We start from the raw sequence: 15,443 nt of genomic DNA, 5'->3' as shown, positions 1-15,443 counted from the left end.
CCTGATATTTTCAGGTGCTCAGTGGGGATTGAGAAATGCTCGTCTATTGGCTGGATATAGTCGGCACAGCGGTATTTGCCATCTCCGGCGTTTTGCTAGCCGGAAAATTGCGTATGGACCCTTTTGGCGTCCTGGTTCTGGGCGTGGTTACCGCAGTAGGTGGCGGGACAATTCGCGACATGGCGCTGGATCACGGTCCGGTATTTTGGGTGAAAGATCCCACAGACCTGGTCGTCGCGATGGTGACCAGTATGTTGACTATCGTTCTGGTACGCCAGCCAAGACGCTTACCAAAATGGATGCTGCCTGTGCTTGACGCGGTTGGCCTGGCGGTGTTTGTTGGTATTGGTGTCAACAAAGCCTTTAATGCGGAAGCAGGCCCACTGATTGCCGTTTGTATGGGTGTGATCACCGGCGTTGGCGGCGGGATCATCCGGGATGTACTGGCGCGTGAAATCCCGATGATATTACGCACAGAAATCTACGCGACGGCCTGCATTATCGGCGGTATTGTCCACGCTACAGCCCATTACACGTTCTCCGTACCGCTGGAAACAGCCAGTATGATGGGGATGGTTGTAACGCTATTGATTCGGCTGGCAGCTATCCGTTGGCATCTTAAACTACCGACGTTTGCACTGGATGATAATGGACGTTGAAGAGAAGATATGCCGGATAGGTTATCCGGCATATTAAAAGCAGATTAGATGCTGAAGGAAGAACCGCAACCGCAGGTGCTTTTCGCGTTCGGGTTGGTCACGATGAAACGTGAACCTTCCAGACCTTCGGTATAGTCAACGGAACCGCCGACCAGGTATTGCAGACTCATCGGGTCAACCACCAGGCCTACGCCCTGTTTTTCGATAGTCATATCGCCTTCGTTCACCTGATCATCAAAGGTGAAACCATACTGGAAGCCGCTGCAACCGCCACCAGTGATATACACGCGTAACTTCAGATTCGGGTTATCTTCATCAGCGATCAGGCTTTTAACTTTGTTGGCTGCTGCGTCGGTAAATTCCAGCGGCAGTGCTACGTCATCACTCATATTTTGCTCCAAACGACATCGGCAATTGGGCAAATTCTAACCCAATAATAAGCGCCATTATCTAATACCCTGGTATTTCGTTCAAGTATTCTCGCTGGCAGCCGCGGCCTTGCTTCGCGCCAGTTGTTCCGCTTCCTGTTTTGCCAGCGTGCGGGCAAGAATCGCTGAGTATAGCGGTTTTCCGCCGGTAAATTGTGCTAATAGTGTTGCGCCAAGACCAGTAATAATCATTGGCAAAATGAGCTGATAGTTATCTGTCATCTCAAGTACCAATATTATCCCGGTTAGCGGCGCACGAACGGATGCCGCCAGTAACGCGCCCATTCCAGCAATAGCAAATGTCCCTGCTTCAAGGTGATATTGCGGAAACAGTTCCGTAGCGACCATGCCAAATGCCGTTCCCAAAACCGTACCAAGCGCCAGCATCGGGGCGAAAATACCGCCCGGTGCACCAGAAGAAAAGCAGAGCAGTGTGGTGATCACCCGCGCAACAAAAATAAAAATCAGCATTCCCATGCTGAAATTCCCTGCTGTCGCGATAGGAATCAGGTTAAAACCGCCGCCCGAAGTTTCTGGCGCAACGAAACCAAGCAAGCCACACAGGCCGCCAATCGCACCACCCATCAGCACCCATTTCGTGATATTGCCGCCGTGCACACGGTGCAACAAATCCTGCATCCCCAGCACCCATTTATTAAAAATAGGGCCGAAGATACCAAAAATAATACCGAGGATCAGATAAAGCCAGAGCGTATTGAGCGGCGCATCAGAGAGTTTACCTACGTCAATTAACGCGACTTCGTGATTAAATATCCGGTACATAATGGTCGACATAATGACGCCAATAAATACCGCTTTAATCGAAATTAGCGTATAGCGGAATTGCGGACGCATCTCTTCGATAATAAAAAGAATGCCCGCGAGCGGCGCGTTAAAGGCCGCCGCCAGCCCCGCCGCCGCACCGGTTGCCAGCAACGTGTGACGAGCTTCATCACCTTTCATGCGGAAAATATCAAGCACCATGCGGCCAATGTTACCGCCGATCTGTACGGTTGGCCCTTCACGTCCCAGCACCATGCCACCGCCCAACGTTCCCAGACCACCAAAGAACTTCACCGGCAATACACGCCACCAGCGGACGGGACGTTGATCTTCCAGCGCGCCTTCAATTTCCGGAATACCCGAACCACCTGCTTCCGGCGCGTATTTGCGCACCAAAAAATAACCGAACATCGCCAGCACCGCCGAACAGAGAAAAGCGACGGTCAACAAAAGTGGGTAATTGTCGGCAGTATGTACCAGCGCGCCCATACGTTGGTTCTGCAACCAGGCGACGCCTTTGTCAAAAGCTACTGCTGCCAGCCCGACAAGGGTGCCAACGACCGCAGCCATAAACAAAATGGCTAATGGCGTTTTGTCGCGCTCAAGAAGTTGACGAATCAGTTGTCTGCGTCGCAGACGCGCAGCCTGCGGTATTTCAGAAGAGGGTGTATCAGTTTTCATCCAATGATCACTTATTGGTCATACAAATAAGATGACGGCATTCTACTCGCTCGTTCGATGAAAATCCTTTGCAAAGCGTAATGTTTCAAATGCGCAAAACTTTTATACTCTTAGAAATCCGGGTTGCCGCAGTACAAGCAACCTGATGCTTGACGAGTATTTAACTTGTTATGAGTAACATAGAATAGCAGCCATTCACTTTTTCTACGAATCAGGAACCCTCCATGAGTAAGTCTGAAAATCTTTACAGCGCAGCGCGCGAGCTGATCCCTGGCGGTGTGAACTCCCCTGTTCGCGCTTTTACCGGCGTGGGCGGCACTCCACTGTTTATCGAAAAAGCGGACGGCGCTTATCTGTACGATGTTGATGGCAAAGCGTATATCGATTATGTCGGTTCCTGGGGGCCGATGGTGCTGGGCCATAACCACCCGGCGATCCGTAACGCAGTAATTGAAGCCGCCGGGCGCGGTCTGAGCTTTGGTGCGCCGACCGAAATGGAAGTAAAAATGGCGGAACTGGTGACCGAACTGGTGCCGACGATGGATATGGTGCGTATGGTGAACTCCGGCACCGAAGCGACGATGAGCGCTATCCGCCTCGCCCGTGGTTTTACCGGCCGCGATAAAATCATTAAATTCGAAGGTTGTTACCACGGCCACGCCGACTGTCTGTTAGTGAAAGCAGGATCTGGCGCACTGACGCTGGGTCAACCGAACTCTCCGGGCGTTCCGGCGGATTTCGCCAAACATACCTTAACCTGTACCTATAACGATCTGGCGTCTGTACGCGCCGCGTTTGAGCAGTACCCGGAAGAAATTGCCTGTATTATCGTTGAACCGGTAGCCGGTAACATGAACTGCGTTCCGCCGTTGCCGGAGTTTCTGCCGGGTCTGCGCGCGCTGTGTGACGAGTTTGGCGCGTTGCTAATCATTGATGAAGTAATGACCGGCTTCCGCGTGGCGCTGGCGGGTGCACAGGATTATTACGGTGTCGTGCCGGATCTCACCTGTCTGGGCAAAATCATTGGCGGCGGGATGCCTGTTGGTGCCTTCGGCGGCCGTCGTGATGTGATGGATGCGCTGGCCCCGACCGGCCCGGTGTATCAGGCGGGTACACTTTCCGGTAACCCAATTGCGATGGCAGCCGGTTTCGCCTGTCTGAATGAAGTCGCGCAGCCGGGTGTTCACGAGACACTGGATGAGCTGACAACACGTCTGGCGGAAGGCTTGTTGGAAGCGGCAGAAGAAGCGGGGATTCCTCTGGTTGTGAACCACGTTGGCGGCATGTTCGGTATTTTCTTTACCGATGCCGGGTCAGTGACGTGTTATCAGGACGTAATGGCCTGTGACGTGGAACGCTTTAAGCGTTTCTTCCATATGATGCTGGACGAAGGTGTTTACCTGGCACCGTCAGCGTTTGAAGCGGGCTTTATGTCCGTGGCGCACAGCATGGAAGATATCAATAACACCATCGATGCCGCACGTCGGGTGTTTGCTAAGTTGTGATGATTTTGCCTCGCCCACCGGGCGAGGCATTTTATTAACGGCTCTGCTTTCTCAGCAAATAAATAAAATACGGCGCGCCGATAAACGTCGACAATAATCCCGCCGGGATCTGGAACGGAAACAACACCATCCGCCCGCACCAGTCCGCAAACACCAGCAGCAAACCACCCACCAGCGCCGAAATCACAATGTGCGGCATCGTCCGTCGAAAGCCCATCATCCGTGCAATATGTGGTGCCATCAGACCAACAAAACTCAATGGCCCAATGGTCATTGTCGCGGTCGCCGTCAGACAGGCCGCCAGCATCAGCAACGCAACTCGCGTCGGCGTCAGCGCCATCCCCACGGCTCGTGCGGTATCACCACCCAGCGGTAAAATGGTCAGCCAGCGACGGCACAGCGGCGTAATTGCCAGCAAAATCACCATCACAATTCCGGTGCGCCAGACCTGCGCATCGGTGGCATTGTAGGTCGAACCGGAAATCCAGGTCAGCACTTGCGCCATACGTGGATCGCCGCTCGCCTGCAACATCATCAGCAGCATAGTGAACGCGGTGCTTAATGCCATCCCCGCCAGCAGCATCCGATGTGGTGAAAATCCACCGCGCCCGGCGGCGATCATAATGATCAACAGCGTCACCGCCGCACCGAGACTTCCCGCGGGCAGCAACCAGCCAAAGGCGTTTCCCGGCACCAGAAACAGCATCAGCACTACGCCAAACGCCGCACCAGAGCTGATCCCCAGCACTTCGGGGCTTGCCATCGGGTTTCCGGTCAGCCGCTGAATAATACAGCCAGCCACTGCCAGCATCACGCCTGCAAACAGTGCCGCCATAATTCGCGGCCAGCGCCAGGGCATTAAATCCTCAAGCAGTACCCCACTCGCCCACGTCCAGCCTTGCGAATCACGACCAAACGACAGCGCCACCACTACGACAATCAGCAGCAGCACACCACCAGCGAGGGCAAACGCCAGCACATGTTGGCGTTCAATCGCGACCCGATCGTTAACCTTCATATCCGGCGCGCTAATGCTGCGTAAACGTGGCAGCAGCCATAGCAGCAGCGGCGCACCAATCAGTGCAGTGACCGATCCGGTGGAAACTTCCATCCATACGCGGGTTAGCCAGAGAATTATCTGATCGGAAAGCCAGAGAATGAGTGCCCCAATCAGTGACGCCAGCATCAGCCGCGGCAGCAGACGACGCGCGCCCAGCATTTTCGCCAGCAGCGGCGCGAACAAACCGATAAAGCCGATAATCCCGACCGCGTTCACCAGCAAGGCGCTGATAACAATCGCCAGAGACAGCGCAGCCAGACGCGCCAGCGACAGTGCCAGCCCCAGATTGCGCGCCACGCCATCATCAAGCCCCATCAGGGTTAACGGGCGCAGTAGTAGCAATGTCAGCATCACGCCGCCCAGTAACTGCGGCCATAAACGTTCAACGCCGCCCCAGTCGGTTTGCGTCAGCGTACCGGTGCTCCACAGGAACATGCTTTGCAACTGGTCATGATGAAAAATGACCAGTAACTGGTTGATTGCCCCGCAATAAAGGCTCACGACCAGACCCGCGAGGATCAACGTCACTGGCGAAAGGCGTTTACCCCACGCGACGCCAAAGACGATTAAGCCAACCACACAAGCCCCCGCCAGCGCGGCGAACTGACTTGCCGCCACACCAGGAATCACCCACAGCGTGGTGACGGTAATCCCCAGTTGCGCGCCCGTTGCGACGCCAAGCGTGGTCGGTTCCGCCAGCGGGTTACGTAGCACTTGCTGAAACAGCACGCCAACCAGCCCCAGACCCGCGCCAACCAGCAGCGAAATAGCCAGACGCGGCAGCAAGCTGTAGTGAAAAATCATCTGCTCAATGACGTCAATATCCGGCGACCAGATTGCCTGAGTCCACTGGCTACGCGGCAGCGCATGCGAGAAGTTCATCCAGGTGAGCACCACAGCGGCAATCACCAGCAACGCCAACAATAACGCCGGAAAAAGCGCAATTCGTTTACTCACGCCTGGCCTCCAATGGCGTTATCCAGAATGCGCACAAAGTGCATTGCCGAAAGCGTCGCGCCATAGAACCAAACTGCGGGTACGCGTTGAAAACGCCCTGCACGGACAAACGGCATGGCCTGCCACAGCGGTGTCGCCATTAACGCGTCCATGTCCTTACTGTTATCGTGATCAAAACACAGCACATCAACATCTTTATACGCCGCCAGACGATCAATACTGACCGCGGTACTGCCCCAGAAGTTGGTTTCCCCTTGCCATGCATTCACAATACCGTACTCATCGAGAATTTCCTGGAACAAGCTGTTTGGACCGAAGACCAGCATATGGCGCGGATCGAGAAGCGACGTCAGCAATAACGGGCGCGCTCCACGCTTTACAAAGCGGGGTTTCATACTGCGGATAAATTTTTCATATTGCGCTAAATGCTTTTCTGCCGCGCTTTGCAGGTTGAGCAAATCCGCCATTTCCATCAGTGATTTACGCGCCATCATCAGTGGCTGCTTGCCGTCGCTGAAGTTAAATCCGCGCCCCGGTGCAATGCGTGCCAGCATTTCTGGCGAAGGGCCATATCCTGCCGACCAGACCATAAACGACGGTTTCATTTCGGTCAGTAGTTCGAGGTTAGGTTCTGTACGCAAACCAACGTCAATCACCGATTCCGGTAATGGCGGTTCGCTGACCCACAGTCGATAGTTAATGGTGTCCGCCACACCGTAAGGCATGATGCCGAGCGCCAGTAACAGTTCCACCGGCAACCACTCCAGCGCCACAATACGATGCGGATCAATCGCCGCCGCGCGAGCGGTATTCATCTGCCATAACAACGGAGAAAGCGCCATCGCCGTTAACAGTCGACGACGCGAAAGAAGAGGTAAGCCGCTCATCAATAAACAAAACTCACAGGTGCGGCACCCGCCGGATGCGGCAAAATACCCATCGGGATGCCATAAATCATTTCGAGGGTTTCGCCGCGCATAATTTCCGCAGGCGCTCCCTGAGCAATCATTTCACCGCCGCGCAGGGCGACCAGATAATCACAGTAACGCGCCGCCATATTGATATCGTGCAGCACAGCAATCACCGTCAGGCCGCGTTCCTGGCTTAAACGATGCACCAGCGCCAACACGTCAACCTGATGAGCGATATCCAGCGCCGAGGTCGGTTCATCCAGCAGCAGGCATCGGCTATCCTGCGCTACCAGCATGGCGATCCACGCTCGCTGACGTTCACCGCCAGAAAGGCTATCCACCAGCCGATGCGCCAGTGGTTTTAAGCCGACAAGAGCGATGGCTTCTTCGACCTTTTCGCGATCTGCCACGCCAAATCGCCCCAACGCGCCGTGCCACGGATAGCGACCAATCGCCACCAGTTCGCGCACGGTCATCCCTTCAGCCGGAGGAATCTGCTGCGGCAAATAAGCGACTTTGCGGGCAAAGGCTTTACTGCTCCAGCTTTCCAACGGCTGGGCATCAAGAAGAATTTCGCCTTCCGACGGCGGCTGATGACGTCCCAGCATTTTGAGCAGTGTGGATTTACCAGAACCGTTGTGACCAATCAGGCCGGTCACTTTCCCGGCAGGAAAGGTTAACGACAGCGGATGCAAAAGCGTGCGCCCCGGCACACGAAAGGAAATATTACGCAGTGCAAAAGTGGTATCGGAATGATTCGTGTATTCCTGCATAACAGCCAACTTGTGAAGCGGGCACGGAAATCCGTGCCCAAAGCGAAAATTAGAAACGGAAGGTTGCGGTTGCAACGACCTGACGTTCTGCGCCCCAGAAGCAGCCATAGGTGTTAAAGCAACTGGCGACGTATTCACGATCGAACAGGTTGTTAACATGCAGCGCCACGTTGGAGCCAGCCATACCAACTCGCGCCAGATCATAACGCACTAACGCATCAACTACCGTATAACTTCCCACTTTAAAGGAGTTAGCCGGATCACCGTAGCTGGAGCCAGTATAACGACCGCCAGTACCCAGCGTCAGGCCAGAAAGCGGGCCGTCAAAGAAGGTATAGTCAGCCCACAGAGAAGCCATGTGTTTTGGCACCTGCGCAGGCGTATTACCTTTGTAGGTAGTATCGGTGGTGTATTCCGCATCGGTGTAGGTATAAGAACCGACCACGTTAACACTTGCCGACAGCGCCGCTTTTGCTTCGATTTCTACGCCACGCGCGCGGATCTCACCACCTTCAACCGAGAAATTTGGATTATTCGGATCCGCCATCAGGTTGTTAGTTTTGGTAAGCTGATACAATGCGCCAGTTACTACAATTGGGCGTTCTTCCGGTACGTATTTCATGCCGACTTCATACTGTTTGCCTTTTGAAGGCGCAAACAGATTACCACCTGCATCGGTCAAGGACGCAGGTTCGAACGATTCACTGTAGCTGAAGTACGGTGTTACGCCGTTATCAAACAGGTAGTTTACGCCGCCACGCCAGGTGAACTGTTTGTCATCACGTTCTGACTTATTACCGTAATCACGATTGAAAGATGACTGATCGGCCCAGTCGTAGCGACCGCCCAGAGTCACCAGCACTTTATCCCACTGCGCCTGATCCTGAACATACAGACCGGTTTGTTTCTGTTTAATCAGAACGCGGTATGGACCAGACGGATTCGGGTGAGCGGCAAAATCAAAGTCACTCCGGTCTAAATTATAGATATCAGACGGTGCAACGGAACCGGCATAGCCAAACCAGGAGTCGATGTCATTACGCATACGCATAAAGTCAACGCCAGTCAGCAGAGTGTGATCAACTAAGCCGGTTGTGAATTTGCTTTGCAACTGGGTATCAACAGAGAAGTTTTCTAATTTCTCGTTATCGATAACGTACTGACGAGTCAGCGTATGGTTCCATTCTGACTGTGGGATACTTAAACATGGACTTGCCTTGAGTGCATCGTCGTCTTTGGTATACAGCGGATCGGAGCACATGCCGTAGCCATATACGCTCTTTTGCGAGACTTTATTTTGCGCAAAGCGCAGGTTCTGACGCACGGTAAAGGTGTCATTAAATTCGTGGTCGAAGCTGTAGCCAATCATCTTCTCATTACGAGAATAGGTGTTGTTCTTCGCCCCTTCATTAAAGTCAGTCGGCAGACGCTTACCGTTTGGCAGCGTATCAACGGTCCCTTCTTTCGGCAACCAGCCGTAATAACCAGTTTCCGGCTCGTTCTGGAAGTAAGAGAGGAAGGTGAAATTGGTTTTATCGTCCGGACGCCAGGTAAACGCTGGAGCGATGGCATAACGCTGCTCTTCCGCGCCCTTTTGCTGGGCATTGGCAGAGCGCGCAAGACCGGTCAGACGATAAGAGTAAACGCCATCATCATCCAGCGCATCGCTAAAGTCAAAACCGGTCTGGAACAGGCTGTCAGTCCCGGCTTTAAACTGCACTTCTTTCAACGGTTCAGTGGTCGGGCGCTTGCTGACCATGTTCAACAGGCCGCCTGGGCTGCTTTTCCCATAAAGCACAGATACCGGGCCACGCATGATTTCAGCGCGCTCCAGCATGTACGGGTCGATAACCGCATCGTTATAGAAGTTGCCCTGCATCTTCAGGCCATTCAGATAGTTGTTCTGGCTTTGGCCGTCAGCGGCAAATCCGCGGATGATCAAGTAATCGTAAGTGTTGGACGCACCACGGGTTCCCACAGCAACACCCGGCGTGTAGCTGAGCGCCTCTTTTACCGACTTCGGCTGGTGTAGCGCCATCTCTTCGGCTGTGACCACAGAAATAGACTGCGGTACTTTTTGAATCGGCGTATCTGTTTTAGTACCGGTGGCTGACTGTCGCGCCGCAATAGTGGCTGCCGGCCCCCATGCGCTTTCTTGCGGCGCAGGTGCAGCGGTAACGGTGATAGTCTCTTCTTTCGGTTCAACCGCTGCCTGTGCATAAACAGACATGCCGCTAACCGCTGTGGCTACTACGACTGCGATTTTACGCAGCGAGTGTTTTGGCTGAGCAGTTTTGTAACGCGCCATTGGTATATCTCTGATGTAAAGTGAAAGTGAATGATAACGTAAACGAGAATGATTATTATAAAGATGAAATAATATTCGAAACGGCGAGACGATGGCAAGCAGTACCCATCAGAGAAGCAACCAAAGGGTCAATAAACAATCAGATGAAAAGAAAGGGTTAATGCTTTTGGAAGGATGTTATTTTACCGGATGGCGGCACGCCATCCGGTAGGTCACAGTTAAATGTTAATTACTACCAAACATTTCCTTAATCCAGCCCGCCACGCCGTCGCTGTCCTTCTGCTGCTGTTGAGCAGGTTGCTGCTGCTGCGGCTGAGAAGACTGATCAAACGGATTGCCTGACGGCTGCTGCTGCATCTCACTCTGCTGGCACAGCGATTGCGGATCGCTGGTCCAGACCGGCAAGATACGCATTCCACCGCTGCAAACAAAGTTGCCGTCGTAGTCGACGCCCATATCCACGATATCTTCCGGCGGTACAAGATTCAGCGGCGTTGGCGTCTGGTTAGCCAGATAACGCTGGTAAATCGACATCGCCCCGCTGGCACCGTACAACTTAGTCGGCTGGTTGTTATCGCGGCCAACCCAGGTGATGGTCACCGTGCTGCCGTCAATGCCCGCAAACCAGGTATCAACGTTGTTGTTGGTAGTCCCGGTTTTGCCCGCCAGGTGCAGATTCGGGTATTTCGCTCCCAATTGGCGACCAGTACCACGTTGCACCACTTGCTGCATGGTCCATAGCGTCAGATACGCCGCTTGTGCCGGAACTGCGCGTTCCGCCTGCGGGAAGCTCTGATAGAGCACTTTACCATCTTCGGCAATAACTGAACGCAATGCAGAAAGCGGCGCACGGTTACCACCGCTGGCGATAGTCTGGAATGCCTGCGCCACTTCGATTGGCGTTAAGTTCAGCGCCCCAAGCAACATTGCCGGAACCGGATTCAACTGATCTTTCGGCACGCCCAGTTTAATCCAGGTGTCCGTTACCGCAGGTAACCCTAACGCCATCCCCAGATTCACCGTTGGTACGTTCATCGAACGGGTCAGCGCATCTACCAACATTACTCTGCCGCTCTCGCTATAACGGCGGTCATCGTTCTGTGGTGACCAGACCTGACCGTTAGGCTGACGCAGCGCGATTGGCGCATCGGCAATCCACGTATTCAGGCGATAGATTTTCGGCTGGCTTAAGGCCGTCAGATAGGTCGCTGGTTTTGCCAGTGATCCAATCGAACGACGCGCCTGCATCGCACGGTTGTAACCCGCAAACTGCGGTTCGGAGCCACCGACCATCGCGCGAACTTCACCGCTAAAGCGGTCAACAACTACAATCGCCGTTTCCAGATCGCTCAACTTACGCTGTTTCTTCAGTGCCGGAATGCCTTCCACGGCGGCTTTTTCTGCCGCGTCCTGAGCCACCGAGTCAAAAGTAGTGAAGATCTTCACGCCAGAGAGATCTTTCACTTTATCGCCCAGTTTCGCCTGCAACTCCTGGCGCACCAGTTGCATAAAGGCAGGCTGCGGAGAGATCACCCCACCGCGCGGCTGTACGCCCAGCGGACGTGCGCTCAACATGTCGTAGAGTTCTTGATCAATAATCTGCTGCTGTTGCAGCAGACGCAGTACCAGGTTACGTCGCTCAAGCGCCAGTTTCGGGTTGCGCCACGGGTTATAGATAGACGCACCTTTCACCATACCGACTAACAGCGCCTGCTGATCAAGGCTCAACTCTTCTACCGGACGACCAAAGTAGTACAGGCTTGCCAGCGGGAAACCACGGATTTCGTTGTCACCGCTCTGACCGAGATATACCTCGTTCATATACAGCTCAAGAATGCGGTCTTTGCTGTAACGCGCATCCATGATTAACGCCATATAGGCTTCGTTCGCTTTACGCCAGTAAGAACGTTCGCTAGAGAGGAACAGGTTCTTCACTAACTGTTGAGTCAGCGTACTCGCCCCCTGCACCGTGCGCCCGGCGGTCAGGTTCGCCAGCACCGCACGTCCAATGGAGTAGAGACTGATACCATCATGCTCGTAGAAATGACGGTCTTCTGTCGCCAGCAAAGTATCTACCAGCAAATCCGGGAAGCCACTACGCGGCACAAACAGACGCTGTTCGCCGTTTGGTGAGGAGATCATGGTGATCAGACGCGGATCAAGACGGAAGAAACCGAACTGACGGTTGTTCTCCATATTGACAATAGTCGCCAGATGATCGCCCTCAAAAGTCAGACGCGCACGCACCTGTCCTTCTTTACTATCCGGGAAATCAAACGGACGGCGGATCATCTCAATGCTGTTGGCCTGCACGGTAAATTCGCCAGGACGGGTCATCTTCGACACCTGACGATATTGCGTGGCCTCCAGCAATTTCACCATCTCGTTCTTGCTGATGGTCATGTCTGGCTCAAGGTTTACCATCCGACCATAAACTGCCGCTGGCAATTGCCACACCTTGCCATCAATACGGCTGCGAATTTTTTGATCGAGATAAACACCGTAAACGGCGATTAACACCGCAAATACGATCCCCAGTTTCAGTAGCAGCCATAGCCAGCCGCGTTTACCACGAGGCTTACGCCCTTTGCCCTTACCTTTGCGTGGCATCGGTTCTTCATCCTCATAGTCATCATAATCGTCGTCATCTTCGTAGCGACGACGGCTTACCTTTTGTTTGACAGGACGCGTCGGTTTCCCTTTGCGTCCAATTGGCTCGCGGTCATTCCCGGCCATACATTTTCTCCGCAATATTCAGGCGCAAAAGCCCGATTTTCTATTCTTCTGTGACAAGACAGAAGAAGATATCTCTCAAAGTACTTTTCGCCCTCCCCCTATGGGAGAGAACCGGGGCGAAGGGACTGCCCGTGCCCGTTTACCAACCTCACGAATACTTTTTCGTCCGTCGCGTCGGTGCGGTATTCGCCGGGTCGTCCGGCCAGACGTGTTTGGGATAACGCCCTTTCATCTCTTTTTGCACCTCGCGATACGCTCCCTGCCAGAAGGCACTTAAATCACGCGTGATTTGCAGCGGCCTCTGGGCGGGTGAAAGCAATTCCAGCACCAGCGGCACGCGCCCCTGAGCGATAGTCGGATTAGTGGCTTCGCCAAACATCTCTTGCATTCTCACCGCCAGCGCGGGTGGGTTATCTTCATGATAACGAATGGCGATCCGGCTTCCCGTCGGCACAGTGTAATGCGCAGGCAATTCACTATCCAGACGTTGCTGCATTCCCCAATCAAGTAATCCGCGCAGCGCCTGATAAACATCAAGAGATTTCAGGCCACGCAGCGAATGTACGCCGGCCATATGTGGCAGCAGCCACGTTTCCAGCGACGCCAGCAAGCTCGCCTCATCCATTGCTGGCCAGTCATATTCCGGTAACCACTTTGCAGCACACAGCAAACGCAAGCGTAGCTGCTCCGCTTCCGGCGTCCAGTTAAGAACGTTTAGACCTTTATCGCGAATACCGTTGAGCATTGCATGATGTAATTCATCTTCCGACGGTTTCGCCAGCGGCTGTACTTTTACTGTGAGCTGACCAATCTGCAACCGACGCCAGGCCTTCAGCGTGCCTTGTGCATCGTCCCATTCAACGGTGTCAGATTGCTGTAATAGCTGTGAGCAGCGTTGCACTAACTCATCAATATCGACCGGTAGCGCCAGTAGAATTCGCGCATCCGGCGAGGCGCTGCCCTGCAATAACAAAGGAGCGATCAACCACTCGTGGCGGCTTAAGGCATCATCCGCGTCCAGCATTGCTCCCATACCGTTCGCCAGTTGATAACGACCATCCTGGCCACGGCGACGAGCAATACGATCGGCAAAGGCCTGGGCAAGCAGCGGCGCAATAAACGCACTGTCGGCCTCGCCACCACGGACGTTTAAGCGCTTTAACAGTTGCTGACTACGCTGTTGCCAGGCCGGTTGATTGCGGGAAAACGCCACTTCCAGGTCGCTATTCCCCATGCGGGGCGGCTCTTCGAGAATGGCGGCAATTTTTGCGGCGGTAGCGGCTTCATCATCACTCTTCGCGCTCACCAGCATAGCGGCTAACCGCGGATCATTACCCAGCGTCGCCATTTTTTGCCCTTTCGCGCTAAGTCGTTCGCCATCCAGCGCGCCAAGCATCTGTAACAGGCGTTTCGCAGCCTGTAGATTCACCGTTGGTGGTTGATCCAACCAGTTCATCTGCGCCGGATCGCTGCATCCCCATTGCAGTAATTCCATCAGCAAACCGGAGAGATCGCTTTGTAAGATTTCCGGTTCACTTTGTGCAGCGGCGCGTTCCGCCTGTTCTTTGGCGATCAAATGCAGGCAAATGCCCGGCTCCAGTCGCCCGGCGCGCCCGGCACGCTGCGTCATCGACGCCTGACTAACTCGCTGGGTAATCAACCGTGTAAGACCCGTTCGCGGATCAAAGCGCGCCATCCTTTCCTGGGCGCAATCCACCACCAGGCGAACACCTTCGATAGTTAAACTGGTTTCAGCAATATTGGTTGCCAGCACCACTTTGCGCATCCCTTGTGGTGCCGGGAGGATCGCTTTTCGCTGATCGTTCAACGACAATGCGCCATACAGTGGACAAAGCAACACATCACTGCCTACACGCGAAGCCAGTTGTTCCTGCACACGCTGAATTTCCCCGACGCCAGGTAAAAACAGCAGCAGAGATCCTGCTTCCTGGCGTAGCAATTCGGCGGTGGCGACAGCAACGGCTTCGTCAAAACGTTGATGTGTAGGCAGCGGCAAATAGCGGCGCTCCACCGGATACGAACGTCCTGCGGAAACAACAACGGGGGCTTCCGGCAACATTTGCTGTAAGCGCTCGTTATCCAGCGTGGCTGACATAATCAGCAGCTTCAGGTCATCGCGCAGCCCTTGTTGCACATCGAGTAACAACGCCAGCGCCAGATCCGCCTGCAGACTGCGTTCATGAAACTCATCAAGGATCACCAGACCGACGCCGCTTAGTTCCGGGTCGCGTTGGATCATGCGCGTCAACACCCCTTCAGTAACGACTTCCAAACGGGTATTCGGCCCGACGCAATTTTGCGCACGCATCCGGTAGCCAACGGTATCGCCGGGCTTTTCGTTAAGCAGCTCCGCCAGCCGTTGCGCGACGTTACGCGCCGCCAGACGCCGCGGCTCCAGCAGGATGATTTTCCCGCGAATACCAGGATGCGCCAGCAGTTGCAGCGGCAGCCAGGTCGATTTCCCGGCTCCGGTCGGCGCGCTTAATAACACCTGCGGTGCACAATCGAGGGCGGCAAGTAATTCAGGTAAGACGGCAGCAACGGGCAACGACGACACAAAACGCTCCTGAGGGTTAACATTCTTCGCGGCGCATTGTAGCATCGCGGTAATTCATAACCGA

At 54.2% G+C, this 15,443-nt stretch carries 12 protein-coding genes; 2 read left to right on the top strand and 10 right to left on the bottom strand.

Annotation, left to right across the window (positions count from 1 at the left end):
• Positions 1–35 precede the first annotated feature (35 nt).
• Positions 36–659 (top strand): TRIC cation channel family protein, encoded by a 624-nt coding sequence (locus C7B16_RS02830; protein WP_000964219.1) that lies wholly within the window; start codon positions 36–38, stop codon positions 657–659.
• Positions 660–703: 44 nt separating this feature from the next.
• On the opposite strand, the gene erpA is transcribed toward C7B16_RS02830, so the two are convergent.
• The 4 genes from erpA to C7B16_RS24970 are packed head-to-tail and all read right to left on the bottom strand — an operon-like array spanning position 704 to position 2,610.
• On the bottom strand, positions 704–1,048 hold the full coding sequence (gene erpA, locus C7B16_RS02825) for an iron-sulfur cluster insertion protein ErpA (protein ID WP_001295564.1): 345 nt from the start codon (positions 1,046–1,048) through the stop codon (positions 704–706).
• A complete protein-coding gene (gene yadW / locus C7B16_RS24480; RefSeq protein WP_122983118.1) occupies positions 1,041–1,106 on the bottom strand; it encodes a small protein YadW in 66 nt (21 codons plus the stop codon). The genes erpA and yadW overlap by 8 nt, the downstream gene beginning before the upstream one ends.
• A 23-nt stretch (positions 1,107–1,129) precedes the next feature.
• Complete coding sequence (gene clcA / locus C7B16_RS02820) at positions 1,130–2,551, bottom strand: H(+)/Cl(-) exchange transporter ClcA (RefSeq protein WP_000845418.1); 1,422 nt, start codon at positions 2,549–2,551, stop codon at positions 1,130–1,132.
• Between the two features lie 11 nt (positions 2,552–2,562).
• The gene (locus C7B16_RS24970; RefSeq protein ID WP_214678600.1) at positions 2,563–2,610 is read right to left on the bottom strand and encodes a hypothetical protein; all 48 of its coding nucleotides are present in this window, start codon (positions 2,608–2,610) and stop codon (positions 2,563–2,565) included.
• A 165-nt stretch (positions 2,611–2,775) separates the two neighbouring features.
• Here C7B16_RS24970 and hemL point away from each other — a divergent pair, with 165 nt between their 5' ends.
• Positions 2,776–4,056 carry a glutamate-1-semialdehyde 2,1-aminomutase gene (hemL, locus tag C7B16_RS02815; protein WP_000045318.1) on the top strand — a complete coding sequence of 427 codons (1,281 nt, stop codon included), beginning with the start codon at positions 2,776–2,778 and terminating at the stop codon, positions 4,054–4,056.
• A 34-nt stretch (positions 4,057–4,090) separates the two neighbouring features.
• Here hemL and fhuB read toward each other — a convergent pair whose 3' ends face one another.
• The 6 genes from fhuB to hrpB form a co-directional block, all read right to left on the bottom strand.
• On the bottom strand, positions 4,091–6,073 hold the full coding sequence (fhuB, locus tag C7B16_RS02810; protein WP_107179333.1) for a Fe(3+)-hydroxamate ABC transporter permease FhuB: 1,983 nt from the start codon (positions 6,071–6,073) through the stop codon (positions 4,091–4,093).
• A complete protein-coding gene (gene fhuD, locus C7B16_RS02805; RefSeq protein ID WP_038354977.1) occupies positions 6,070–6,960 on the bottom strand; it encodes a Fe(3+)-hydroxamate ABC transporter substrate-binding protein FhuD in 891 nt (296 codons plus the stop codon). Before fhuD ends, fhuB begins: the two co-directional genes overlap by 4 nt.
• Positions 6,960–7,757, bottom strand: a complete 798-nt coding sequence (gene fhuC, locus C7B16_RS02800; protein ID WP_105268228.1) for a Fe3+-hydroxamate ABC transporter ATP-binding protein FhuC — start codon at positions 7,755–7,757, stop codon at positions 6,960–6,962. Before fhuC ends, fhuD begins: the two co-directional genes overlap by 1 nt.
• Positions 7,758–7,806: 49 nt before the next feature.
• A complete protein-coding gene (gene fhuA / locus C7B16_RS02795) occupies positions 7,807–10,065 on the bottom strand; it encodes a ferrichrome porin FhuA (protein WP_107179332.1) in 2,259 nt (752 codons plus the stop codon).
• Positions 10,066–10,290: 225 nt separating this feature from the next.
• Positions 10,291–12,801 carry a bifunctional glycosyl transferase/transpeptidase gene (gene mrcB, locus C7B16_RS02790; protein ID WP_107179331.1) on the bottom strand — a complete coding sequence of 837 codons (2,511 nt, stop codon included), beginning with the start codon at positions 12,799–12,801 and terminating at the stop codon, positions 10,291–10,293.
• Positions 12,802–12,949: 148 nt separating this feature from the next.
• Positions 12,950–15,379 carry an ATP-dependent helicase HrpB gene (hrpB, locus tag C7B16_RS02785; protein ID WP_107179330.1) on the bottom strand — a complete coding sequence of 810 codons (2,430 nt, stop codon included), beginning with the start codon at positions 15,377–15,379 and terminating at the stop codon, positions 12,950–12,952.
• Positions 15,380–15,443: the final 64 nt, after the last annotated feature.

It is taken from the genome of Escherichia sp. 20412-1 (assembly GCF_003027595.1).
Classification (GTDB): domain Bacteria; phylum Pseudomonadota; class Gammaproteobacteria; order Enterobacterales; family Enterobacteriaceae; genus Escherichia; species Escherichia marmotae.
Note: the sequence above shows the minus strand (reverse complement) of the source record. Positions and strands in the feature narration are given on the sequence as shown.

What these genes read in the sequence shown, in the direction of transcription:
- C7B16_RS02830 (WP_000964219.1), top strand. Translation starts at nt 36, where the DNA reads ATGCTCGTCTATTGGCTGGATATAGTCGGCACAGCGGTATTTGCCATC.
- erpA (WP_001295564.1), bottom strand. Translation starts at nt 1,048, where the DNA reads ATGAGTGATGACGTAGCACTGCCGCTGGAATTTACCGACGCAGCAGCC.
- clcA (WP_000845418.1), bottom strand. Translation starts at nt 2,551, where the DNA reads ATGAAAACTGATACACCCTCTTCTGAAATACCGCAGGCTGCGCGTCTG.
- hemL (WP_000045318.1), top strand. Translation starts at nt 2,776, where the DNA reads ATGAGTAAGTCTGAAAATCTTTACAGCGCAGCGCGCGAGCTGATCCCT.
- fhuD (WP_038354977.1), bottom strand. Translation starts at nt 6,960, where the DNA reads ATGAGCGGCTTACCTCTTCTTTCGCGTCGTCGACTGTTAACGGCGATG.
- fhuC (WP_105268228.1), bottom strand. Translation starts at nt 7,757, where the DNA reads ATGCAGGAATACACGAATCATTCCGATACCACTTTTGCACTGCGTAAT.
- fhuA (WP_107179332.1), bottom strand. Translation starts at nt 10,065, where the DNA reads ATGGCGCGTTACAAAACTGCTCAGCCAAAACACTCGCTGCGTAAAATC.
- mrcB (WP_107179331.1), bottom strand. Translation starts at nt 12,801, where the DNA reads ATGGCCGGGAATGACCGCGAGCCAATTGGACGCAAAGGGAAACCGACG.